This window comes from Agromyces sp. 3263, assembly GCF_031456545.1.
Lineage (GTDB): Bacteria > Actinomycetota > Actinomycetes > Actinomycetales > Microbacteriaceae > Agromyces.
Map to the genome: position 1 here is coordinate 525,931 of NZ_JAVDUV010000002.1, position 23,113 is coordinate 549,043.

The window sequence follows — 23,113 nt, forward strand, 5'->3', positions numbered from 1 at the left end:
TCCCACTCCACTGGGGGGCGTTCTTCGTTTCCGCATTCCGGGGGCTCGGTGTCCACGCGGATGCCTCGACGACTCAGCGCCAGCCGTACCGATCGCCGAGCGCCCGGGCGAGCGCCGCGTAGCGAGCGGCATCGAGCGAGGCTGCCTCGCGCCGCATCCCGCCGGCTCGCACCCGGAAGAGGCGGTCGACCCGCGCCCAGCTCGGCCGTCCGGAGGCGTCCCAGGGGCCGGTTCCGAGGCTCAGGAAGTCGCGGTCGCCGTCGTGCGCCTTGCTGGTGAGCTGCACGGCGAGGAAGTCGCCGCCGCCCGACGCGGCGACGATCACGACCGGCCGGTCCTTGCCGCGGCCGTCGCGCTCCTCGTACGGCACCCACGTCCACACGATCTCGCCGGGGTCGGGTTCGCCGTCGTGCGCCGGAGCGTACGTGAGACGCACGTCGCGCAGCCGTGCCGGGTCGACCTCGACCGTGGCCGACGGTCCCGACTGGCCTGGTGAGAGCAGCCCGACCGGGGCCGGAGCACCTGCGGTCGGGGCTTCCGGAGCGCTGCTCGACGCGGCCGACGTGCGCGCCCCCGAGAACATCCCGAACACGCGCCCGAGGGCGGTGAGGAAGCGGCTGGTGTCTGGCACACCGGCACACTACCCCACCGCCCTCGCGGTGGATCTGCGTCGTCAGACGGTCTCGAGCTTGTACGCGTCCTCGCCGTGCACGACCGTGTCGATGCCGGCGATCTCGTCCTCGTTCTTGACCCGGAAGCCGACGGTCTTCTGCACGATGAAGCCGATGACGAACGCGAGCACGAACGAGTAGACCATCACCGAGACGGCGGCGATCGCCTGCACCAGCAGCTGCGTGAGGTTGCCGCTGTAGATGAGGCCCGTCGTGTTGGCGAAGAAGCCCAGGTACAGGGTTCCGATGAGGCCGCCCACGAGGTGGATGCCCACCACGTCGAGCGAGTCGTCGAAGCCCCAGCGGAACTTCAGGTCCACTGCGAGCGCGCACACCGCGCCGGCGATGATGCCGAGCACGATCGCCCAGATCGGGGTGAGGAACGCACACGCGGGGGTGATCGCGACGAGGCCCGCGACGGCACCGGATGCCGCGCCGACCGACGTGGGCTTGCCGTCCTTGATCTTCTCGACGACGAGCCACGCCAGCAGGGCGGCTGCCGGAGCGGCGAGGGTGTTGATCCACGCCACGGCCGCGGTGTTGTCGGCCGCGAGCTCGGAACCGGCGTTGAAGCCGAACCAGCCGAACCACAGGAGGCCGGCGCCGAGGAGCACGAACGGCGGGTTGTGGGGCACGTGCGCGCCCTTCGAGAAGCCGACGCGCTTGCCGAGCACGAGCGCGAGGGCCAGGGCCGCCGCACCGGCGTTGATGTGCACCGCGGTGCCACCGGCGAAGTCGAGGGCGCCGACGCCGAAGAACTGCTGCATGCCGTAGGTGATCCAGCCGCCGTAGGCGAAGCTGCCGTCGTCGGCCAGGCCGAAGTTGAACACCCAGCTCGCAACCGGGAAGTAGACGACGGTGGCCCACACGGCGGCGAAGATCATCCACGCGCCGAACTTCGCGCGGTCGGCGATGGCGCCCGAGATCAGGGCCACCGTGATGATCGCGAAGGTCGCCTGGAACCCGACGAAGGCGAGCGGCGGGTACGCGGCGCCCTCAGGGGTCTCGAGGAGGCTCTCGAGGCCGATCGCCGACCAGTCGATCGACCAGGGGGCAGCGAGTCCCTCAGCCGAGGGGAAGGCGATGGCGTAGCCGTAGAGCACCCAGAGGACGCCGATGAGGCCCATGGCGCCGAAGCTGAGCATCATCATGCTGATGACGCTCTTCGCCTTGACGAGGCCGCCGTAGAAGAACGCGAGTCCCGGCGTCATCAGCAACACCAGTGCTGCGGATATCAGTAGGAACGCCGTGTTGCCTTGATCCATCTCGAACCTCTCTCAGTGCAGGGTTGGGGAACCTGGTGCGGTCCAGTCTCATGACGGGACGTTTCGAGAGGGATCGTGTTGTGTTTCCGGATCGTTACGGCCTGGGCCATCGATGTAAACAGCACATTTCGGCGGGCCGGGCGATCGATGTGAATCCGTGCGGTCGCGGCATCCGGCCGGCTCATCACGCGTTCACGGATGCCGCGTGCGCGACCTCAGTCGTGCGGCGGCAGCTCGCCCGTGGTGAGGGCGATCATGCGGCTCATGGCGCGCAGGTACTTCTTGCGGTAGCCGCCGGCCATCATCTCGTCGTCGAACACCTGGTCGAGCGGGATGCCGCTCGCGATGATCGGCACCTCCGCGTCGTACACGCGGTCGATGAAGGCCACGAGGCGGAGCGCCGCGTTCTGGTTCGAGAGCTCGTGGACGCCCTCGAGCGCGATGAACTCGACGCCCTGGATGAGCTTGATGTACTTCGACGGATGCACCGTCGCCAGGTGGGCGATGAGGTCGTCGAAGCCGTCGAGGGAGACCCTGTGGCCGCGCGCCGCGAGCGCCTCGGCCGTGTGCGTCACCGCGGCCGCGTCGGGGATCGCCTCGGCGTGCCCCTCGGTGTCGCGGCGGCGGTAGTCGAGGCCGTCGATGCGGAGGGTCTCGAAGTTCGACGACAGCGCGTGGATCTCCCGGAGGAAGTCCGACGCCGCGAACCGGCCCTCGCCGAGGGCGTTCGGGGGCGTGTTCGAGGTGGCCGCCACCCGGGTGCCGCCGGCCATCAGCTCACCGAGGAAGCGGGTCATGAGCATCGTGTCGCCCGGGTCGTCGAGCTCGAACTCGTCGATGCAGACGAGGCGTGCACCACGGAGCAACTCGACGGCCTGCGCGTACCCGAGCGCCCCGACGAGCGCCGTGTACTCGATGAAGGTGCCGAAGTACTTCGGCCCGTGGGCGACGTGCCACAGCGCCGCGAGCAGGTGGGTCTTGCCGACGCCGAAGCCGCCGTCGAGGTAGACGCCCGGCAGTTCGATGCGTGCGGGCCGCTTGCGCGAGAAGAATCCGCCAGGGCGCTGCGCCGCGCGCCAGGCGCCGGCGAACTCCTTGAGCCGATCGAGCGCCGCCTGCTGCGACGGGAAGTCGGGGTCGGGCCGATACGATTCGAAGGACGCGTGCTCGAATTGCGGGGGCGGCGCCAGTTCCGAGGCGATCTCGGCCGCCGAGATGGTGGGATTCCGCTCGATGAGGCGGATGAGGGCATGGCTCGCGGCCGTGGTCATGCTGGAGGGACTCCCGTATTGCACCGGATGACGGGCATGCTGACTTCCACCCGCACGCCGCGTAGATTCGAGGTGGACAGGTCACCAGCCTAGTCCGCTCCCCCGCACACCCCGTCCGATCGGACGATCCCTGGAGGTTCCATGTCCGCCGAGTTCGACTCCGCAGCCAAGTTCGCCGAGTACGCGCATCCCGAGCGCCTCGTCACCACCGAATGGCTCGCCGAACACCTCGGGCAACCGGGCCTCGTGGTGGTCGAGTCCGACGAGGACGTGCTGCTCTACGAGACGGGCCACATCCCCGGCGCCGTGAAGATCGACTGGCACACCGACCTCAACGACCCGGTCGTGCGCGACTACCTCACGGGCGAGCAGTTCGCCGCGCTGCTCGGCTCGAAGGGCATCGCCCGCGACACGACCGTCGTGATCTACGGCGACAAGAACAACTGGTGGGCGGCCTACGCGCTGTGGGTGTTCACGCTCTTCGGCCACGAGGACGTGCGCCTGCTCGACGGCGGCCGCGACCTCTGGATCGCCGAGGGGCGCCCCCTCACCACCGAGGTCACGGAGGTGAGCCTCGTCGAGTACCCGGTCGTGGAGCGCGACGACTCCGTCGTGCGCGCGTTCAAGGAGGACGTGCTCGCGCACTTCGGAAACCCGCTCATCGACGTGCGCTCCCCCGAGGAGTACACGGGCGAGCGCACGAGCGCGCCCGCCTACCCCGAGGAGGGCGCCCTCCGCGCCGGGCACATCCCGACCGCGGCCTCCGTGCCGTGGGCCCGGGCCGCCGCCGCGGACGGCACCTTCAAGAGCCGCACCGAGCTCGACGCGATCTACCGCGACGAGGCCGGCCTCAGCGACGGCGACGACGTGATCGCCTACTGCCGCATCGGCGAGCGCTCGAGCCACACCTGGTTCGTGCTGACGCACCTGCTCGGCTTCGAGCACGTGCGCAACTACGACGGCTCGTGGACCGAGTGGGGCAGCGCGGTGCGCGTGCCCATCGCGACCGGCGCCGAGCGCGGCGAGGTGCCGACCCGCTAGTCCGCAGCCGGCGGGCGGTGTCGCACGTCGGCGGTGGGAGAATGGATCCGATGGACGCCACGACCCTGCCCGCCCGACTCGCCGAGACCCGCGAGGACTTCCTCGCGCTCGGCGTCCGCGATCGCCTGCAGCTGCTGCTCGAGTTCTCCAACGAGCTGCCCGAGCTGCCAGAGCGCTACCGAGACCACCCCGACCTCTTCGAGAAGGTCGAGGAGTGCCAGTCGCCGGTCTTCATCTTCGTGGAGGTCGAGCACGGGCGGGTGCACCTGCACGCCACGGCACCGGCCGAGTCGCCCACCACTCGCGGGTTCGCGTCGATCCTCGTGCAGGGTCTCGACGGGCTCTCGGTCGACGAGGTCCTCGCCGTGCCCGCCGACTACCCCCAGTCGCTCGGCCTGGCCGAAGCGGTGTCCCCGCTGCGCGTGCGCGGCATGTCGGGCATGCTCGCCCGGGTGCGCCGACAGGTTCGGGAGCGCGTGGCGGCCTGAGCGGTCGGGTCGGCTCCCCCGCAGGTGAGCCGTCAGCCGGGGATCAGCCGGCGATCTCCGCCTCCTCGGCGAGCCGTCGCACGTCGGCGTCGCTGCGTTCGAGCCATCCGCGCACGAGGCGTGTCCAGCGTGCAGGGTCGTGGTTCCAGAGCTTCGTGTGGCGGGCGCCCTCGAAGACCTCGAACTCGATGAGGTCGGGACGCGCGGCCGCGAGCCGTCGCGACCCGTCGATGGGCACGTAGCCGTCGTCCTGGCTGTGCATGAGGAGGATGGGCACGTCGAGCTCGTCGGCGCGCGCGACGGGGTCGAGCTCCTCCACCGAGATGGGCGCGGCCAGGCCGGTGAGGCCGCCGCTCCAAGGGCCGCCCAGGAGGCGCACGACGATGTCGCCGTAGCCCGGAGGCAGCTTCTGCAGGGTGCCCTGGAACCGGAGGATGTCGACCCAGTCGATCGCCGGCGAGTCGAGGATGACCCCGACGAGGCGCTCGCGCACCGCGGCGGAACGCAGCACCGCCTGGAGCACGATCGAGCCGCCCATCGACCAGCCCATGAGCACGATCCGCTCCGCGCCGTGCTGCTCGGCGTAGCGCACGGCCGCGACGACGTCCGCCCATTCGGTGCCGCCGAGCCCGTAGCGGCGATCGGCGCTCTCGGGCGCCTCGCCGTCGTTGCGATACGACACGACGAGCGTGTTCCAGCCGGCGTCCCGCGCGGGATCGACGGCGCGCAGGCCCTCCTGGCGCTTCGCGCCGCGCCCGTGCACCTGCACCACCCACTGCGTGGACGGCGCGGGTGCCGGCACGAACCACGCGGGCGCGGGCCCGAGCGGCGTCTCGACCAGCACGTTCTCGTACTCGTGCCCCAGCTCCCACGGTCCGAGGTGGTACCAACCGCTGAGGCGACCGCGTCCCGCGCGGTCGAGCCGTCCGAAATCCACCCCATCGAGTCGTCGGCGAACGACGCGGTCGGTCTCGTCGACGATCTCGCCGAGCCGGGCGTGCCCCGAGTCCCGTTCGAACCAGAGCCCGTACCGGCCGGCCATCCGCGTCTCAGCGGAGGCCGCGAGCACGATCTCGCCTCGAGGCAGGTCGACGGACAGGATCCGCACGTCCTCGGTGCGAGTGGTGGACGGTGTCACCACCCGCCGCGCCATGACCACCGTCGTCACCGCGGCGACGGCTCCGACGGCGGCGGCGAGCAGTCCGATCGCCGTCCCCGCGATGCGCACCGCACTCCCCGAGTCCGCTCCTCGACCCATCCCTGCGCCCTCCCCGCGAAGCCGTTCATCTCTCTGGGAGGCGGTGCGGCGTGCCGCCGCCCTGCGCCCCATCCGAGACTCTAGTCTGCACACGTGCCCGACTCCTCGACGCATCATCCCGCAGAGTTCGAGGCCGCACTCGATGCCGTGCGTGCGGCCTCCCCACGAGCGGAACTGCGGGTCTCGGAGATCCCCGCGCCGGGTTCCCTCGCCCCCTTCGCGGTGGCGTTGTCGGCGGATGTCGCGCCGAGCCGGCATGAGGTCGACTCCGACCTCGGCACCGGCCGCTTCGTGCTCCTCTACGACCCCACCGAGCCGGAGGCCTGGGGTGGGCGGTTCCGGGTGGTCTGCTTCGCGCAGGCGCCGCTCGAGACCGACATCGGACTCGACCCGTTCCTCGCGGATGTCGCGTGGTCGTGGCTCGTCGATGCGCTCGACGCGCGGGGGGCGCGGTACATCGCGGCATCCGGCACCGCGACCAAGATCCTGTCCACCGGGTTCGGGGAGCTCGCACGCCAGGGCGACGGCGCGCAGATCGAGGTGCGGGCGTCGTGGACGCCCCTCGATGCCGCCGTCGGCCCGCATGTGGAAGGCTGGGGTGAGTTGTTGTGCATGCTCGCGGGGCTGCCGCCTCGTTCAGAGGGGGTGACCGCCCTGCCCCGACGGAGGAACGACCGTGGATGAATTCCGGGTGATCGAATCGCCCGCCGACTTCGACGACGCGGTCCGGCGGCTCGGTGGCGGAGAAGGTCCCATCGCGGTGGACGCCGAGCGGGCCAGCGGATTCCGGTACTCGCAGCGCGCCTATCTCATCCAGATGTATCGCCGGGGTGCCGGCACGTTCCTCTTCGACCCGCCCCAGATCCCCGACTTCACCTCCTTGCAGCAGGCCATCGGCGGTGAGGAGTGGGTGCTCCATGCCGCCAGCCAGGATCTCGCGTGCCTCCGCGAGGTGGGGCTCGATCCCGAGCGCATCTTCGACACCGAGCTCGCGGCCCGACTGCTCGGGATGCCGCGGGTGGGGCTCGCGTCCGTGGTCGAGGAGCTGCTCGGCGTGCACCTGGCGAAGGAGCACTCGGCGGCCGACTGGTCGACGCGGCCGCTGCCGCAGTCGTGGCTGACGTACGCCGCGCTCGACGTGGAGCTGCTCGTCGACGTGCGCGACGCGCTCGTGGCACGCCTCGACGAGGCGGGCAAGACCGACCTCGCCGACCAGGAGTTCCAGGCGGTCCTCGACCGTGAGGCCAAGGTGCCGTCGGCCGAACCGTGGCGACGACTCTCGGGCATCCACGGGATCCGGAGCCCCAGGAGCCTGGCGGTGGCCCGCGAGCTCTGGCTGGCCCGCGACGCCCGCGCCTCGGAGCTGGACGTCGCACCCGGCCGCATGGTGCCCGACGCCTCGATCCTCGCGGCCGCCCGCGCGATGCCCGCCACCCGTCGCGCGCTCGCCGACCTTCGCGAGTTCACGGGCCGGGCGAGCCGCTCCGAGCTCGACCGGTGGTGGTCGGCCGTCGAACGCGGACTGACCACCGACGACCTGCCCGCCGTCCGCGTCCCGACCGATTCGCCGCCTCCGCCGCGCGCGTGGTCGATGCGCAACCCTGAGGCCGACGCACGCCTGCGCCTCGCGCGAGCCGGCGTCGCCGAGGTCGCGGAGCGCATCGAGATGCCCGTCGAGAACCTCCTCACGCCCGATCACCTGCGGCGCGTCGCGTGGCATCCGCCCGCCGAGCCCACGGCCGATGCCATCGCTGTCGCGCTCGCGGAGCTCGGCGCGAGGCCGTGGCAGGTTGAGGCAACCGCACAGATCATCGCCGCTGCCTTTGTCGAGGCGTCACAATCCGTTCAGGATGCCGCATCCGGCGCTTCGTAGGTTCCGTCAAGCGATTCAGCGCCCTCCCGGCCCGTTCGTAGGATCGAGACATCCTGACCAAACCGAGGGAGCTGCAGCGTGGCTGAACGAGCTGAAGTCGTGTTCGTCGACGGGGTCCGTACCCCGTTCGGACGAGCCGGTGAAAAGGGCATGTACTGGAACACGAGAGCCGACGACCTCGTCGTCAAGGCGATCGTCGGACTGCTCGAGCGCAACCCGAACGTGCCGAAGGACCGCATCGACGACGTCGCCATCGCGGCCACCACCCAGACGGGCGACCAGGGACTCACCCTCGGCCGCACGGCGGCGATCCTCGCGGGGCTGCCCAAGACGGTGCCGGGATTCTCGATCGACCGCATGTGCGCCGGGGCGATGACCGCCGCGGCCATGATGTCGGGCTCGATCGGCTTCGGCATGTACGACGTGGCCATCGCCGGCGGCGTGGAGCACATGGGCCACCACCCCATGGGCTCGGGCGTGGACCCGAACCCGCGGTTCCTCAGCGAGCGGCTCGTGGGCGAGGACGCCCTCGTCATGGGCGCCACCGCAGAGCGCATCCACGACCGCTTCCCGCAGCTCACGAAGGAGCGCAGCGACCGCTACGCCCTCGCCAGCCAGCAGAAGACCGCCGCCGCCTACGCGGCCGGCAAGATCCAGCAGGACCTGCTGCCCGTCGCCGTCCGCACCGAGGAGGGCTGGGGACTCGCCACGCGCGACGAGGTGATGCGACCCGAGACCACCCTCGAGGGCCTCGCCACGCTGAAGACCCCGTTCCGTCCCCACGGCCGCATCACCGCAGGCAACGCCTCGGGCCTGAACGACGGGGCCACGGCCGCCATCCTCGCGTCGGGCGCCGCGGCGAAGGAGCTCGGCCTGACGCCGAAGATGAAGCTCGTCAGCTTCGCGTTCGCGGGCGTCGACCCCGAGATCATGGGCATCGGTCCCATCCCGGCCACCGAGAAGGCGCTCCGCAAGGCGGGCCTCACGATCGACGACATCGACCTCTTCGAGATGAACGAGGCGTTCGCCGTGCAGGTGCTCTCCTTCATGGACCACTACGGCATCGACGACGACGACCCCCGGGTGAACCCGTGGGGCGGCGCGATCGCCGTGGGCCACCCGCTCGCGTCGTCGGGCGTGCGCCTGATGAACCAGCTCGCGAGCCAGTTCGTCGAGCGCCCCGAGGTGCGCTATGGCATCACCAGCATGTGCGTCGGCCTCGGCCAGGGCGGCACGATGATCTGGGAGAACCCGAACTTCGACAAGAAGGCAGCGAAGAAGGCCCGCGGATGACCGACTACTCGACCATCGACTTCTCCTCCCTCGTCACCCTCGCCGGCGACGACGAGGTCGTCACCCACTCCTACGTGCGCGACATCGCGCTCCCCTCGGGGAAGACCCTCGCGCTCGTCACGCTCGACAACGGACGGGACCACACCCGGCCGAACACGCTCGGCGCCGCCACGCTCCTCGAGTACGCGAACACGCTCGACGGGCTGAAGGCGCGGGCCGCCGCCGGCGAGATCCACGCCGTCGCCGTCACGGGCAAGCCGTTCATCCTCGCCGCGGGCGCCGACCTCTCGAAGGTCGCCGAGATCCCCGACAAGGAGACGGCGAAGAAGTTCGTGCAGCTCGGCCACTACGCGCTCGCGAAGATCGGCGAGGTCGGCGTGCCGTCCTTCGTGTTCTACAACGGCCTCGCCCTCGGCGGCGGCGTCGAGATCGGCCTGCACGCGGACTACCGCACGGTGGATGCCTCGGTCCCGGCGCTCGCCCTCCCCGAGGTGTTCCTCGGGCTCATCCCCGGCTGGGGCGGCGCGACGATCCTGCCGAACCTCATCGGCATCGAGAACGCCCTCAAGGTCGTCATCGAGAACCCGCTGAAGCAGAACCGCACCCTCAAGGGACAGGACGCGTTCGACCTCGGCATCGCCGACGCCATCTTCCCGTCGGTGAACTACCTCGAGGACTCGATCCGCTGGGCCGACGACGTGATCTCCGGTCACGTCAAGGTCAAGCGGCCGCACGAGCCCGGCAAGGTGGAACGCCTGGTGAAGTGGGATGCCGCGATCGGCATCGCGACGAAGATGCTGAAGAGCCGCATCGGCTCCGTTCCCCAGTCGCCGTACGCCGCCCTCGACCTCATGAAGGCGGCGAAGAGCGGCACCCGCGCCGAGGGATTCCAGCGTGAGGACGAGGTGCTCGCCGACCTCATCGCCGGCGACCAGCTCCAGGCATCCGTCTACGCCTTCAACCTCGTGCAGAAGCGCACGAAGCGACCGGCCGGAGCGCCCGACAAGGAGCTTGCGAAGAAGGTGACGAAGGTCGGCGTCATCGGCGCCGGCTATATGGCAAGCCAGCTCGCCCTGCTCTTCGTGCGCCGCCTCCGCGTGCCCGTCGTGATCACCGACATCGACCAGGCACGGGTCGACAAGGGCGTCTCGTACATCGCCGACGAGATCGACGCCCTCCTCGCGAAGGGCCGCATCTCGCCCGATGAGGCCAACCGCCTGAAGGCGCTCGTGACGGGCACCACCGACAAGGCCGACTTCGCCGACTGCGACTGGGTCATCGAGGCGGTGTTCGAGGAGCTCCAGATCAAGCAGGACGTGTTCGCCGAGATCGAGCAGTTCGTCTCCCCCGAAGCCGTGCTCGCGACGAACACGTCGTCGCTGTCGGTCGAGCAGATCGGCGCCAAGCTCGCCCATCCCGAGCGGCTCGTGGGCTTCCACTTCTTCACGCCGGTCGCGGTCATGCCGCTCATCGAGGTCGTGAAGACACCGCACACGGATGTCGCGACGCTGTCGACCGCCATGGTCACCGCGAAGAACCTCAAGAAGAACGCGGTCATCACCGCGGACACCCCTGGCTTCGTGGTCAACCGCCTGCTCGCCGTGCTCCTCGGCGAGGCCATGCGCGCGGTCGACGAGGGCACGTCCTTCGAGACCGTCGACCAGGCGATCGCTCCCCTCGGCCTTCCGATGGCCCCGTCGGCGCTGCTCGACCTCGTCGGGCTGAAGGTCGGTGCGCACGTGCTGGACACCCACCACGCGGCGTTCCCCGACCGCTTCTATCGCAGCGAGAACCTCCACAAGCTCGCCGACTACGGCAAGCTCCTAGACAAGGACGACAAGGGCAAGGTCAAGGGCTTCGACAAGGGAGCCATGAAGATCGTGTCCGGCGGCACGCATCCGCGCAGCGCCGACGAGATCCTCGTCAGCCTGCAGGACGGCCTCGCCCGCGAGGTTCGACTGATGCTCGACGGTCAGGTGGTCGCGGCTCCCGAGGACATCGACCTCTGCCTCATCCTGGGCGCCGGCTTCCCATTCCAGATGGGCGGCGTCACGCCCTACCTCGACCGCGTGGGCGCGTCCGAGCGCGTCTTCGGCGACACCTTCCACCACCCGCCCGTGAAGGGCGTGTCCGCGTAGGTCGCGCGCACGAGACACGGCCCCCGGCGATTCGCCGGGGGCCGTGTCTCGTCTCCTGACGTGCCGTGGGCGAGCGGTCGGACCGAACGCGACCCGCGGCTCGGGCCGGGCGGTGAGATCGGAGTCAGACCCGCGGCTGCGGCGTGGTGTCGCTCGACACGGCCTCGAGGCCCGCGCCGCGCGCGTGCGGCAGTTTCGAGCCCAGCACCATCGCGGTGACGTCACGGGCGATGTGCTGCGGGGTCAGGCCGACGCGCTCCAGGATGTCGCCCCGCGACCCGTGCTCGAGGAACTCGTCGGGCAGGCCGATCTCGGTGACCGCCGTGTCGACGCCGGCCTCGCGCAGGTCCTGGCGGATCCGGGTGCCGATGCCGCCCACGCGGATGCCGTCCTCGAGGCTCACCACGATGCGGTGGTCGCGAGCGAACTCGATCACGCTGGCCGGCACTGGCACGACCCACCGGGGATCGACCACGGTCGCGCCGATGCCCTGCGCCTCGAGCCGCTGCGCGACATCGAGGCCGATGCCCGCCATGGGTCCGACGGTGACGAGCAGGACGTCGCGACGCCCGGACTCGGCGAGCACGTCGACGCCATCGTCGGTGCGCCGGATCGCGTCGTAGTCCACGCCGACGGTGCCCTTCGGGAACCGAAGCACGGTCGGCGCGTCCTCGACCGCCACGGCTTCGCCGAGCTCCTCGGCCAGCCGCACCGAGTCGCGCGGCGCGGCGATGCGGATGCCGGGCACCACCTGCAGGATCGAGAGGTCCCAGACGCCGTGGTGGCTGGGCCCGTCGGGGCCGGTGACGCCGGCGCGGTCGAGCACGAAGGTGACGCCGGCCTTGTGCAGCGCGACATCCATCAGCACCTGGTCGAACGCGCGGTTGATGAAGGTGGCGTACACGGCGACGACCGGGTGCAGGCCACCGAACGCGAGCCCGGCGGCAGAGGTCGCGGCATGCTGTTCGGCGATCCCCACGTCGAAGACCCGATTCGGGAACCGCTCCGCCATGCGGTGCAGTCCGGTCGGCCGAAGCATCGCGGCGGTGATGCCGACGAGGCGTTCGTTCCGCTCGGCGAGTCGCACGAGCTCGTCGGCGAACACGTTCGTCCACGACGGCGAGGACGCCGACTCGAGGGATTCTCCGGTCTCGGGGTCGATCTGTCCCACCGCGTGGAACTGGTCGGCGACGTCGCGGCGGGCCGGCTCGTATCCGCGCCCCTTGTCGGTGATCGTGTGCACGATCACCGGCGCGCCGTAGGCCTTGGCCTGGTGGAGGGCCTCCTCCATGGCGCGCTCGTCGTGCCCGTCGATGGGGCCGATGTACTTGATGTCGAGGTTCGAGTAGAGGGCCTCGTTGCCGCTGAACCGGCTGAGGAACCCGTGCAGGCCGCCGCGGACGCCGCGGTAGAACGCCCGGCCGGGCGAGCCCAGCCGGTCGAACGCCTTCCGGCTGGACTGGTGGAGCGACCGATACGACTGCCTCGTGCGCACCGTGTTGAGGAAGCGGGCCATGCCGCCGATCGTCGGGGCGTAGGACCGCCCGTTGTCATTGACGACGACGATGAGCTTGCGGGTGTTGTCGTCGGAGATGTTGTTCAGCGCCTCCCACGTCATGCCACCCGTGAGGGCGCCGTCGCCGACGACGGCGACGACGTGGCGGTCGCCCTGCCCGGTCATCTCGAATGCCTTGGAGATGCCGTCGGCCCACGAGAGGGAGCTCGACGCGTGGGAGCTCTCGACGATGTCGTGCTCGGACTCCGATCGTTGCGGATAGCCGGCCAGCCCGCCGGTCTGGCGAAGCGTCGACAGGTCCTTGCGCCCGGTCAGCAGCTTGTGCACGTACGACTGGTGCCCCGTGTCGAACACGATCGCGTCGCGGGGCGACTCGAAGACGCGGTGGATCGCGAGGGTCGTCTCGACGACGCCGAGATTCGGGCCGAGGTGCCCGCCCGTCTTCGAGACGGATGCCACGAGATAGGCCCGGATCTCCGCGGCCAGCTGCTCGAGCTGCTCGTGACTCAACGCGTCGAGGTCGCGTGGTCCCGAGATGTGCTCGAGCAGGGTCATGGGTCATGCCTCCGGGTCAGTGGGGCGGCAGCGGCCGCGGATCGAATCGAGTCTACGCCGGGCCGCCTGAGTGGCCGGGAAGAGATCGGGGCGGCCGGCGAGTCGCCGGCCGCCCCGATGCTGCGCACGCGCGTCAGACGAGCGAACGCAGCACGTACTGCAGGATGCCGCCGTTGCGGTAGTAGTCCGCCTCACCGGGCGTGTCGATGCGCACCACCGCGTCGAACTCCACGGCCTGCTTGCCGGCGGGCGAGTGCTCGCTCGGCGTCGCGGTGACGTGCACCGTCTTCGGGGTCACGCCCTCGTTGAGCTGCTCGAGGCCCGAGATCGAGACGACCTCGGTGCCGTCGAGGCCGAGCGAGTCGGCCGACTCCCCCGCCGGGAACTGCAGCGGGACGACGCCCATGCCGATGAGGTTCGAACGGTGGATCCGCTCGAAGCTCTCGGTGATGACCGCCTTCACGCCGAGGAGGCTCGTGCCCTTCGCCGCCCAGTCGCGCGACGATCCCGATCCGTACTCCTTGCCGCCGAAGATGACGAGAGGGATGCCCTGCGCCTGGTAGTTCTGGCTGGCGTCGTAGATGAAGGACTGCGGCGCGTCGGCCTGCGTGAAGTCGCGCGTGTAGCCGCCCTCGACGCCGTCGAGGAGCTGGTTGCGCAGGCGGATGTTCGCGAACGTGCCGCGGATCATGACCTCGTGGTTGCCGCGGCGCGAGCCGTAGGAGTTGAAGTCCTTGCGGTCGACGCCGTGCTCGTCGAGGTAACGGCCGGCGGGGCTGTCCGCCTTGATGTTTCCGGCGGGGCTGATGTGGTCGGTCGTGACCGAGTCGCCGAGCTTGGCGAGCACCCGGGCGCCGACGATGTCGGAGACCGGAGTGGTCTCCATGGTCATGCCGTCGAAGTACGGGGGCTTGCGGACGTAGGTCGACTCGGCATCCCACTCGAAGGTCGCGCCGGTCGGGGTCGGCAGGTTCCGCCAGCGCTCGTCGCCCTCGAACACGCTCGCGTACTGGTGCGTGAACATCTCCTTGTTGATCGACGAGTCGATCGTGGACTGCACCTCCGCGGCATCCGGCCAGATGTCCTTCAGGAAGACGTCGTTCCCGTCCTGGTCCGTGCCGAGTGCGTCGACCTCGAAGTCGAAGTTCATCGAACCGGCGAGCGAGTACGCGATCACGAGCGGCGGGCTCGCGAGGTAGTTCATCTTCACGTCGGGGTTGATGCGACCCTCGAAGTTGCGGTTGCCCGAGAGCACCGCGGTGACGGCGAGGTCGTTCTCGTTGATGGCCGCGGAGACCTCTTCGATGAGCGGGCCGGAGTTGCCGATGCAGGTGGTGCAGCCGTATCCGACGGTGTAGAAGCCGAGGTCCTCGAGGTCCTGGGTGAGGCCCGCCTTCTCGTAGTAGTCGGTGACGACCTTCGAACCCGGGGCGAGCGTGGTCTTGACCCACGGCTTGGCCTTCAGGCCCTTCTTCACCGCGTTGCGGGCCAGCAGTCCGGCGGCGAGCATGACGGACGGGTTCGACGTGTTCGTGCACGAGGTGATCGCAGCGATCGTGACCGCACCATGGTCGAGCGTGAACTTCTGTCCGTCGGGCAGGGCCACCTTCGTCGGCTTCGACGCCGTCGCCGGCGCGTGGCTGTGGTGGTGGTGCTCGTGCTGGCTGTACTCGTCCTCGGGCGAGTTGCCGGGCGGGTCGGATGCCGGGAAGGACTCCGATCCTTCGAGGTCGACGAGGTCATGGTCGATCTCGGCGTAGTTCGTGAGGTCGGACTCGAACTGCGCCTTGGCGTTCGACAGCACGATGCGGTCCTGCGGACGCTTCGGGCCGGCGATCGAGGGCACCACGGTCGAGAGGTCGAGCTCCAGGTACTCCGAGAAGACCGGCTCGCTCGCGGCGTCGTGCCAGAGCTTCTGCACCTTCGCGTACTGCTCGACCAGCGCGAGCTGCTCTTCGCTGCGCCCCGTGAGGCGGAGGTAGTCGATGGTCACGTCGTCGATGGGGAACATCGCCGCCGTCGAGCCGAACTCGGGGCTCATGTTGCCGATCGTGGCACGGTTGGCGAGCGGCACCGAGGCCACGCCCGAGCCGTAGAACTCGACGAACTTGCCCACCACGCCGTGCTTGCGCAGCATGTCGGTGATGGTGAGGACGACGTCGGTGGCGGTGACGCCCGTGGGGATGGCTCCCGAGAGCTTGAACCCGACGACCTTGGGGATGAGCATCGAGACGGGCTGGCCGAGCATGGCCGCCTCGGCCTCGATGCCGCCGACGCCCCAGCCCAGCACGCCGAGTCCGTTCACCATGGTGGTGTGCGAGTCGGTGCCGACGCAGGTGTCGGGGTAGGCGCGGGTCACACCGTTCACGTCGCGGTCGTAGATGACCTTCGCGAGGTGCTCGATGTTCACCTGGTGCACGATGCCGGTGCCGGGCGGCACGACCTTGAAGTCGTCGAACGCCGTCTGGCCCCAGCGGAGGAACTGGTAGCGCTCGCCGTTGCGCTCGTACTCGATCTCGACGTTGCGTTCGAGCGCGTTCTCGGTGCCGAAGAGGTCGGCGATGACGGAGTGGTCGATGACCATCTCGGCCGGCGAGAGCGGGTTGATGCGGTTGGGGTCGCCGCCGAGGGCGACGACGGCCTCGCGCATGGTGGCGAGGTCGACGATGCAGGGCACACCGGTGAAGTCCTGCATCACGACGCGCGCCGGCGTGAACTGGATCTCGGTGTCGGGCTCGGCCGTGGGCACCCACGAACCGAGCGCCTCGATCTGCTCCTTGGTGACGTTCTTGCCGTCCTCCGTGCGGAGCAGGTTCTCGAGGAGCACCTTCAGGCTGAACGGCAGCTTCTCGTGCCCGGGCACGGTGTCGAGCCGGAAGATCTCGTAGGACTTGTCACCGACGTGGAGCGTGTCCTTCGCCCCGAAACTGTTCACTGCAGACACGATGTCCTCTCCTTCGCGGATGCCGCGCGAACCCGCGCGCGACCCTCCATCTTCTCCGTCAGGCCGGGAGCTGTACCAGCAAGGCTCACCTAAGCGTCCCACGGCCCGCCGCCATCGTGGCGACGGATTTATCTTGACGTCGAGATAACTCTATCACTCACCGGAACGGGCCGACGACGGGTACACCGCGCGCACGACGAGCCATGAGAACACCACGACGAGGGCATAGAGCGGCACGCCCATCAGGAGACGCGTGGCGCCGAGCGCCTCCACGTTGTCGACGAGGTAGAGCGGCACCTGCACGACCAGGCGCGCCACGAACAGGCCGATCCACACCACGGTGAGGAATTGCGCCGCCCGGTACTTGCGCGGGTCCTGGCGCCAGGCGAGGCCGTCACCCATCAGGAAGCCGACGATGAGACCGAGCGCCGGCCATCGCACGAGCAGGGAGATCAGGAGCCCCAGCGCGTAGGCCGCGTTGGTGAAGAATCCCAGGACGTAGTTGTCGCGCGCGTTGCCGGTCCACAGCGCCAGCGCGGCCGAGGCGAGCACGCCCACGAGTCCGGCGATGGCCTGCGTCGGCTGGCTCCTCGTCACGATGCGCGCGACCGTGAACACGACCGCGAGGCCGACGGATGCCCCGAGCGACGGCACCAGCGCCGCCTGCGCGTCCCAGCCGGAGAAGCTCGTGAGGGTCGTGTAGACGACGAGGAAGACGAGGCCCGGCAGCAACGCCTCGAGGATGCCGCGCACCCCGCCGACCGCGCCGAGGACGTCCCGGGGGCTCAGCTTCTCGTCGCGGGCGATCGCGCCCAAGCCGCTCTTCTGCGCGGCCGCGGCGAACTGCCGGGCGAACTCGCCCGCGACGGGCGCCTCGGATGCCGCGGCATCCGGCTGCTCGTCGCGACGGGGCTCGGGCTCGGATCCGGTGTCGGGCATCGTCAGACGGTGGGCGCGCCGGAGGACGCGGCGGGCATGCGAAGCGGGATGAGGTCGCGCGGCGGCATGGGCGTGGCTCCGCGCACGACGACGATGGAGCGGAACAGGTCTTCGACCTGGGCGGCGGCGGCCGGGTCGACCGCGGCCTCCCCCGCGATCACGCCGCGAAGGAACCAGCGCGGGCCGTCGACCCCGATGAAGCGGGCGAGGCGCATGTGGCCGGCCTGGCCCTCCACCGCGGCGACCGGGATCTGCGCGAGCAGCTCGGGACCGAAGGCGCCCTCGCGGACCGTCGTCGTTCCGCCCTGGCGCGCGATCTGGTCGGCGATCTGGGCGCGGATCTCGTGCCACAACCCGCTGTTGCGGGGCGCGGCGAACGGCTGCACCTGGAGCGTCGAGTTGGCGTAGTCCAGGCCGATCGCGACGACGCGCTTGGTGCCCTCTTCCACCTCGAGGCGCAGGTGGAGACCCTCTCGGGGAAGCACCTTGACGCCGCCGAGGTCCACGTAGGGACGCACGGGGTTGGCTTCGGCCTCGTCGAACGGACCGGCGGTGGCGCGGTCGTCGGGCGCGGATTTGGGGTGGTCGACGGGGATGTCGTCGACGTTCTCGATGTCGCTCACGCGTTCACTCCTGACTTGTGCTCCCGGAATCCCGTGGAGCCGAATCCCCCCTCGCCGCGCAGGCTCCCGGGGAGCCGCTCGACTTCGACGAACCTTGCGCGGCTCACCGGCATCACGACGAGCTGGGCGATCCGGTCGCCCGCCTCGATCGCATAGGGCTCGCTCGTGTCGGTGTTCAACAGTGCGACCTTGATCTCGCCGCGGTAGCCGGCGTCGACGGTGCCGGGCGCGTTCACGATCGTGATGCCGTGCTTGAACGCGAGGCCCGAGCGCGGCACGACGAAGGCCACGTAGCCGTCGGGCAGCGCGATCGCGACCCCGGTGCCCACCGTGGCGCGCTCGCCTGGGGCGAGCACGACGGACTCGGCGGCATGGAGGTCGGCACCGGCATCGCCCGGATGGGCGTACGACGGAACGCGGTCGGCCGTGATCAGCACATCGACGGAATCGGTCACTGTTCGAGGGTAGTGCAGAAGTCTGATCTGATAGATCCATGCCCGACTACCGCGAGAGACTGTGGCCGACCCCCTGGATCTACATCGCGACCCTGCTGCTCATCCCGGCGAGCATCCTGGTGCTCGCGCCGGTGTCGATGCCGGCCGGTATCGCGACCGGCCTCATCCTCTACCTCGCGACGGCGGGGTCGCTGAGCCTGACGGCGCCGGTGATCGAGGTCCGCGACGGGATGCTGCACGCCGGACGCGCGGCGATCTCGCTCGACCAGACCGGCGAGGCGGTGGCCGCATCGGGCCCCGACGCCCGGCGGGAGCGGGGCACCGGACTCGACGCCCGGGCCCACCTCGTCATCCGCGGCTGGGTGGACCCCGTGGTGCGGGTGCCGATCACGGATCCCGCCGACCCCGCGCCCTACTGGCTCGTGTCGAGCCGTCGACCCAAAGAACTGGCCGCCGTGATCAACGGATCACGACGGCCTGAGCCTGCGGAGGGCGACCTCTAGGAGGCGCACTCCAGACAGATCGGTCCGAGCTTCGTCTCGTGGTCGATCTGCGAGCGGTGCTTCACGAGGAAGCAGTTCACACACGTGAACTCGTCGGCCTGCGGTGGGAGCACCACGACGTCGAGCTCGACGTCGGAGAGGTCGGCACCGGGCAGGTCGAAACCACCGGGGTTGTCGGCGTCATCGACATCCACCACTCCCGACATCTTGTCGGGGACGCGCTCCTTGAGGGCCTCGATCGACTCTGAGTCGTCTTCGGTCTTCCGCGGTGCGTCGTAATCCGTTGCCATTCCCGTCCATTTCCTCATCGCCGAAGATTCGGCGGCCATAGTCTGCATCAAATCGGTTGCGTAAGCAAACCACTTCAGCGGGCTTGCGACCGATGTGCCAGGTCGATCGTCGACCCGGCTACGTGCTCAACTTCCGGCGCGCCCGGGCTATTCCCGACTCGGGCCGTTCCGGCATGGCATCCTTGGGCGGAGACGAAGGCACGAAAGGCTTGTCGCGATGCAGGAACTGAAGGTAATCGGAGTCGAGAACGGCGCACTGCTGGCCGCGTCCGACGATGGCGCACGCTTCCGGATCGAGATCGACGAGGTGCTGCAGTCGCGCATCCGCCAGGCGCAACCCGAGACCCACACCGGTCCGAAGCCGTCCCCGCGGGAGGTGCAGGCGCTCATCCGCTCGGGCCTCTCGGCCGAGGACGTGGCGCAGGTCACCGGTGCGTCCGTCGACTACATCCGTCGGTTCGAGGGCCCGGTGCTCGCGGAGCGCGAGCACGTGGTCACGTCGGCCCTCGCCGTGCCCGTCCACGTCGCCGCAGAGGCGGACCCGGCCGACGAGCCCGCGACGTTCGGCAGCGTCATCCGTGATCGACTGGCGAAGCTCGGCGCACACGGTGAGCGCTGGGCGAGCTGGAAGGACGAGGAGCGCGGCTGGATCGTCAAGCTCGAGTTCACGGCCGACACCATCGACCACGACGCCCGGTGGGGCTTCGAGCCGCGCAAGCAGTCCCTGCACCCCATGAACTCCGAGGCCACCACGCTCTCGCAGCAGGGCGAGCTCAAGGGCGGCCTCATCCCCCGGTTGCGTGCCGTGGCACCCGAATCCGACGAGTCGCGATTCGACAGCGGCGCCTTCACCTTCGACGAGTCCGAGCAGGGCGAATACGACACCGCCCCCCACCTCGAGCCGCTCCCCTACTCGCGCGCCACGCCGGCGACGTCGAGCCCCGCAGCCTCGCGCGCGGCCATCAAGCGCGCTGACGAGCCGACCCCCTCGATGGGCGAGACCGCCGACCTGCTCGAGGCCCTCCGCCGTCGTCGCGGCGAGCGGGAGGCGGCCGTCGCCGAGACCGAGCCGGCGCAGCCCGCGCTGCCGCTCGCTCCGGCGCCCGTCGCCGCAGCAGAGCCCTCGGCCTCCGCCGAGAAGGGGAAGCCGTCCGAGGAGAAGCCCGGCAGCGGCGCACGCGCGCTGTGGGGCGGCAAGGCGTCCTCCGGGTCGGGCACCGCCAACCCGGCCCCCACGTCGGCACCGAGCGGCTCCCCGGGGCGCGCCAAGAAGGGTCGCGCGTCCATGCCCAGTTGGGACGAGATCGTCTTCGGCGCTCGCACCGACGACGACCTCGCCTGACCCGGCGCCCGCATTCATCAGTCACCACCCTTCGCCTGCGACGCTCGTCGCCTCGTCGCGCGGTCGTCGGGCCGAGGATGTCGCGGCCGACGTTTCGGGCGCACTCGCGTACTGCTAGCATTCGAACACACGTTCGAATCAGCGGAGGCGTGCATGACCCGAGTGCAGGAGTTCGTCGAAGTGTGGACGAACGGGGCGGGAGAGCCCCAACGGCTCGTCTGGCGCTCGCGCCGCTTCCGCGTCACCGACATGCCGACGGCGCTGGTGGGCCCGTGCGACTGGTGGGGCCCGTTCTCAGGGCACGACGTCAGTCCGGGTCGCGTCCCGCTCTCCATCTCGGGCTGGAGGTTCCAGGCGAGCAGCGACGATGGCGAGACCCACGTCTTCGACGTCGAGCACGACGGAGCGCATTGGCACCTCGTGCGGGTGTACGACTGATCCGCCTCGGGAGACCGGGCCCCCGGCGATGAGGTTCGCCTCGACTAGGCGGACTTCTCGGCGCGACGCGGCTTGTGCGGCACGATGGTCGGGGCCGCATTGTCGAGGACCGCTGCCTTCGTGACGACCACGCGAGCGACTCCCGTCGAGGACGGCACCTCGAACATGATCGGCCCGAGCACCTCCTCCATGATGGCTCGAAGGCCCCGGGCGCCGGTCTGGCGCAGGACTGCCAGGTCGGCGATGGCCTGCAGCGCCGCCTCCTCGAAGTCGAGCTCGACCCCGTCGAGCTCGAACATGCGCTGGTACTGCCGCACGAGCGCGTTCTTCGGCACGGTCAGGATCTCCATGAGCGCGTCGCGGTCGAGCGGCGTCACCGTCGCCACGACGGGCAGGCGCCCGATGAACTCGGGGATGAGGCCGAACTTGTGGAGGTCTTCGGGAAGCACCTCGCTGAACAGCTCGGCTTCGGCCTGCTTGTTGTGCAGCGGTGCGCCGAAGCCGATGCCGCGCTTGCCGGCACGAGAGGAGATGATCTCCTCCAGCCCGGCGAACGCACCGGCGACGATGAAGAGCACGTTCGTCGTGTCGATCTGGATGAACTCCTGATGCGGATGCTTCCGCCCGCCCTGCGGGGGCACCGAGGCCACCGTGCCCTCGAGGATCTTGAGCAGCGCCTGCTGCACGCCCTCACCCGAGACGTCGCGCGTGATCGACGGGTTCTCGGCCTTGCGGGCGATCTTGTCGACCTCGTCGATGTAGATGATGCCCGTCTCGGCGCGCTTCACGTCGTAGTCGGCCGCCTGGATGAGCTTGAGGAGGATGTTCTCGACGTCTTCGCCGACGTATCCCGCCTCGGTCAGCGCCGTGGCATCCGCCACCGCGAACGGCACGTTGAGCTGCTTGGCCAGTGTCTGCGCGAGATACGTCTTGCCGCAGCCCGTCGGGCCGATGAGGAGGATGTTCGACTTGGCGATCTCCACGTCGTCGTGGGCGCGGTCGGCGGTGGTGAGGGTCGTGCGGGCGCGCACACGCTTGTAGTGGTTGTACACGGCGACGGCGAGGGCGCGCTTGGCCGCCTCCTGGCCGATGACGTACTCCTCGAGGAATCCGAAGATCTCCTTCGGCTTCGGCAGCTCGAACTCGCCGGCCTCGGTCTCGCCGGCCTCGGCCAGGCGCTCCTCGATGATCTCGTTGCAGAGCTCGACGCACTCGTCGCAGATGTAGACGCCCGGCCCTGCGATGAGCTGCTGAACCTGCTTCTGGCTCTTTCCGCAGAAGGAGCACTTCAGCAGGTCGGCGCTCTCTCCGATGCGTGCCATCGAACCCTCCCTGTCGACGAGTCTGTTCCGAGCCTAGCCCGAGATCGGGGCACCGCGGCATGGCGCGCCCGGATTGGGGATGGACGGTGGTTCGCGGTGCGCGAACCCTGCGTCGTTCTCCCGACGGCGGCGAGCCCGCGGCATCCGATCGCAGGGAAACGCGGCGGACGGCCGGCTCCGAGAGCCGGCCATCCGCCGCGTACTGGATCGAATGACTACCGGGTGATCGCCGGCAGCGCCTTTCGCGAGGTGAGCACCTGGTCGATGAGCCCGTACTCGAGCGACTCCTCGGCCGAGAGGATCTTGTCGCGGTCGATGTCGGTGTTGACCTGCTCCTTGCTCCGGTTCGAGTGGCGCGCCAGCGTCTCCTCGAGCCACTCGCGCATACGCATGATCTCCGCGGCCTGGATCTCGATGTCGGAGGCCTGGCCGTGGCCCGCCTCGCCCATCGCCGGCTGGTGGATCAGGACCCGCGCGTTCGGCAGTGCGAGTCGCTTGCCGGGGGTGCCCGCAGCAGCGATGACCGCCGCCGCTGACGCGGCCTGGCCGAGCACGACCGTCTGGATCTGCGGACGGATGTACTGCATGGTGTCGTAGATCGCGGTCATGGCCGTGAAGGAGCCACCGGGCGAGTTGATGTAGAGGATGATGTCGCGGTCGGGGTCCATGGACTCCAGCACGAGGAGCTGGGCCATGATGTCGTCGGCCGACGCGTCGTCGACCTGCACGCCGAGGAAGATGATGCGATCCTCGAAGAGCTTCGCATACGGGTCCTGGCGCTTGTAGCCATAGGCGGTGCGCTCCTCGAAGCTCGGCAGGATGTAGCGCGAGCCCGGCATCTGCAGGCCGTTGTTCGCGACTCCGCCGAAGGTGGGGGTGTTCATTCGC

The 23,113-nt window shown here is 69.8% G+C and carries 21 protein-coding genes; 9 read left to right on the forward strand and 12 right to left on the reverse strand.

Annotated features, from left to right (window positions below):
• Positions 1-73 precede the first annotated feature (73 nt).
• The 3 genes from J2X63_RS15645 to zapE form a co-directional block, all read right to left on the reverse strand.
• On the reverse strand, positions 74-631 hold the full coding sequence (locus J2X63_RS15645; RefSeq protein WP_309978899.1) for a type II toxin-antitoxin system PemK/MazF family toxin: 558 nt from the start codon (positions 629-631) through the stop codon (positions 74-76).
• 42 nt (positions 632-673) lie between these two features.
• Positions 674-1,936 (reverse strand): ammonium transporter, encoded by a 1,263-nt coding sequence (locus J2X63_RS15650; protein ID WP_309978901.1) that lies wholly within the window; start codon positions 1,934-1,936, stop codon positions 674-676.
• Between the two features lie 215 nt (positions 1,937-2,151).
• Positions 2,152-3,207: a cell division protein ZapE gene (gene zapE, locus J2X63_RS15655; protein ID WP_309978903.1), complete on the reverse strand. Its 1,056-nt coding sequence runs from the start codon at positions 3,205-3,207 to the stop codon at positions 2,152-2,154.
• A gap of 141 nt (positions 3,208-3,348) precedes the next feature.
• On the opposite strand from zapE, the gene J2X63_RS15660 reads away from it, so the two are divergent.
• The gene (locus J2X63_RS15660) at positions 3,349-4,248 is read left to right on the forward strand and encodes a sulfurtransferase (protein WP_309978905.1); all 900 of its coding nucleotides are present in this window, start codon (positions 3,349-3,351) and stop codon (positions 4,246-4,248) included.
• A gap of 50 nt (positions 4,249-4,298) precedes the next feature.
• Positions 4,299-4,736, forward strand: coding sequence for a SufE family protein (locus tag J2X63_RS15665; RefSeq protein WP_309978906.1), 438 nt, complete (start codon positions 4,299-4,301; stop codon positions 4,734-4,736).
• Between the two features lie 43 nt (positions 4,737-4,779).
• Here the strand turns inward: J2X63_RS15665 and J2X63_RS15670 are convergent, their stop codons facing one another.
• Positions 4,780-5,994 (reverse strand): alpha/beta fold hydrolase, encoded by a 1,215-nt coding sequence (locus J2X63_RS15670; RefSeq protein WP_309978908.1) that lies wholly within the window; start codon positions 5,992-5,994, stop codon positions 4,780-4,782.
• A 93-nt stretch (positions 5,995-6,087) separates the two neighbouring features.
• Here J2X63_RS15670 and J2X63_RS15675 point away from each other — a divergent pair, with 93 nt between their 5' ends.
• The 4 genes from J2X63_RS15675 to J2X63_RS15690 all read left to right on the forward strand — a co-directional run bounded on the left by J2X63_RS15675 (position 6,088) and on the right by J2X63_RS15690 (position 11,298).
• Entirely contained in the window at positions 6,088-6,678 is a 591-nt protein-coding gene (locus J2X63_RS15675; protein ID WP_309978910.1) for a DUF3000 domain-containing protein, read from the forward strand.
• On the forward strand, positions 6,671-7,867 hold the full coding sequence (locus J2X63_RS15680) for a ribonuclease D (protein ID WP_309978912.1): 1,197 nt from the start codon (positions 6,671-6,673) through the stop codon (positions 7,865-7,867). The genes J2X63_RS15675 and J2X63_RS15680 overlap by 8 nt, the downstream gene beginning before the upstream one ends.
• Positions 7,868-7,945: 78 nt before the next feature.
• Positions 7,946-9,160 carry an acetyl-CoA C-acyltransferase gene (locus tag J2X63_RS15685; protein WP_309978914.1) on the forward strand — a complete coding sequence of 405 codons (1,215 nt, stop codon included), beginning with the start codon at positions 7,946-7,948 and terminating at the stop codon, positions 9,158-9,160.
• Positions 9,157-11,298 carry a 3-hydroxyacyl-CoA dehydrogenase NAD-binding domain-containing protein gene (locus J2X63_RS15690; protein ID WP_309978916.1) on the forward strand — a complete coding sequence of 714 codons (2,142 nt, stop codon included), beginning with the start codon at positions 9,157-9,159 and terminating at the stop codon, positions 11,296-11,298. The genes J2X63_RS15685 and J2X63_RS15690 overlap by 4 nt, the downstream gene beginning before the upstream one ends.
• A 124-nt stretch (positions 11,299-11,422) precedes the next feature.
• On the opposite strand, the gene dxs is transcribed toward J2X63_RS15690, so the two are convergent.
• The 5 genes from dxs to dut form a co-directional block, all read right to left on the reverse strand.
• The gene (dxs, locus tag J2X63_RS15695; RefSeq protein ID WP_309978918.1) at positions 11,423-13,369 is read right to left on the reverse strand and encodes a 1-deoxy-D-xylulose-5-phosphate synthase; all 1,947 of its coding nucleotides are present in this window, start codon (positions 13,367-13,369) and stop codon (positions 11,423-11,425) included.
• Between the two features lie 133 nt (positions 13,370-13,502).
• Complete coding sequence (acnA, locus tag J2X63_RS15700; RefSeq protein ID WP_309980170.1) at positions 13,503-16,316, reverse strand: aconitate hydratase AcnA; 2,814 nt, start codon at positions 16,314-16,316, stop codon at positions 13,503-13,505.
• 150 nt (positions 16,317-16,466) lie between these two features.
• Positions 16,467-17,252: a DUF3159 domain-containing protein gene (locus J2X63_RS15705; protein WP_309978920.1), complete on the reverse strand. Its 786-nt coding sequence runs from the start codon at positions 17,250-17,252 to the stop codon at positions 16,467-16,469.
• 2 nt (positions 17,253-17,254) lie between these two features.
• Positions 17,255-17,875, reverse strand: a complete 621-nt coding sequence (locus tag J2X63_RS15710; protein ID WP_309978922.1) for a DUF3710 domain-containing protein — start codon at positions 17,873-17,875, stop codon at positions 17,255-17,257.
• Complete coding sequence (gene dut / locus J2X63_RS15715) at positions 17,872-18,330, reverse strand: dUTP diphosphatase (RefSeq protein ID WP_309978924.1); 459 nt, start codon at positions 18,328-18,330, stop codon at positions 17,872-17,874. The genes J2X63_RS15710 and dut overlap by 4 nt, the downstream gene beginning before the upstream one ends.
• Positions 18,331-18,368: 38 nt before the next feature.
• On the opposite strand from dut, the gene J2X63_RS15720 reads away from it, so the two are divergent.
• A complete protein-coding gene (locus J2X63_RS15720; protein WP_309978926.1) occupies positions 18,369-18,833 on the forward strand; it encodes a DUF3093 domain-containing protein in 465 nt (154 codons plus the stop codon).
• On the opposite strand, the gene J2X63_RS15725 is transcribed toward J2X63_RS15720, so the two are convergent.
• On the reverse strand, positions 18,830-19,123 hold the full coding sequence (locus J2X63_RS15725) for a DUF4193 domain-containing protein (RefSeq protein ID WP_056729312.1): 294 nt from the start codon (positions 19,121-19,123) through the stop codon (positions 18,830-18,832). The genes J2X63_RS15720 and J2X63_RS15725 overlap by 4 nt on opposite strands.
• A 217-nt stretch (positions 19,124-19,340) precedes the next feature.
• On the opposite strand from J2X63_RS15725, the gene sepH reads away from it, so the two are divergent.
• Positions 19,341-20,465 (forward strand): septation protein SepH, encoded by a 1,125-nt coding sequence (gene sepH / locus J2X63_RS15730; RefSeq protein ID WP_309978930.1) that lies wholly within the window; start codon positions 19,341-19,343, stop codon positions 20,463-20,465.
• Between the two features lie 153 nt (positions 20,466-20,618).
• Positions 20,619-20,903, forward strand: coding sequence for a hypothetical protein (locus tag J2X63_RS15735; RefSeq protein WP_309978932.1), 285 nt, complete (start codon positions 20,619-20,621; stop codon positions 20,901-20,903).
• Between the two features lie 44 nt (positions 20,904-20,947).
• Here J2X63_RS15735 and clpX read toward each other — a convergent pair whose 3' ends face one another.
• Both clpX and J2X63_RS15745 read right to left on the reverse strand, forming a co-directional pair.
• Entirely contained in the window at positions 20,948-22,225 is a 1,278-nt protein-coding gene (gene clpX / locus J2X63_RS15740) for an ATP-dependent Clp protease ATP-binding subunit ClpX (protein ID WP_309978934.1), read from the reverse strand.
• A 215-nt stretch (positions 22,226-22,440) separates the two neighbouring features.
• A complete protein-coding gene (locus tag J2X63_RS15745) occupies positions 22,441-23,109 on the reverse strand; it encodes an ATP-dependent Clp protease proteolytic subunit (protein ID WP_309978936.1) in 669 nt (222 codons plus the stop codon).
• Positions 23,110-23,113: the final 4 nt, after the last annotated feature.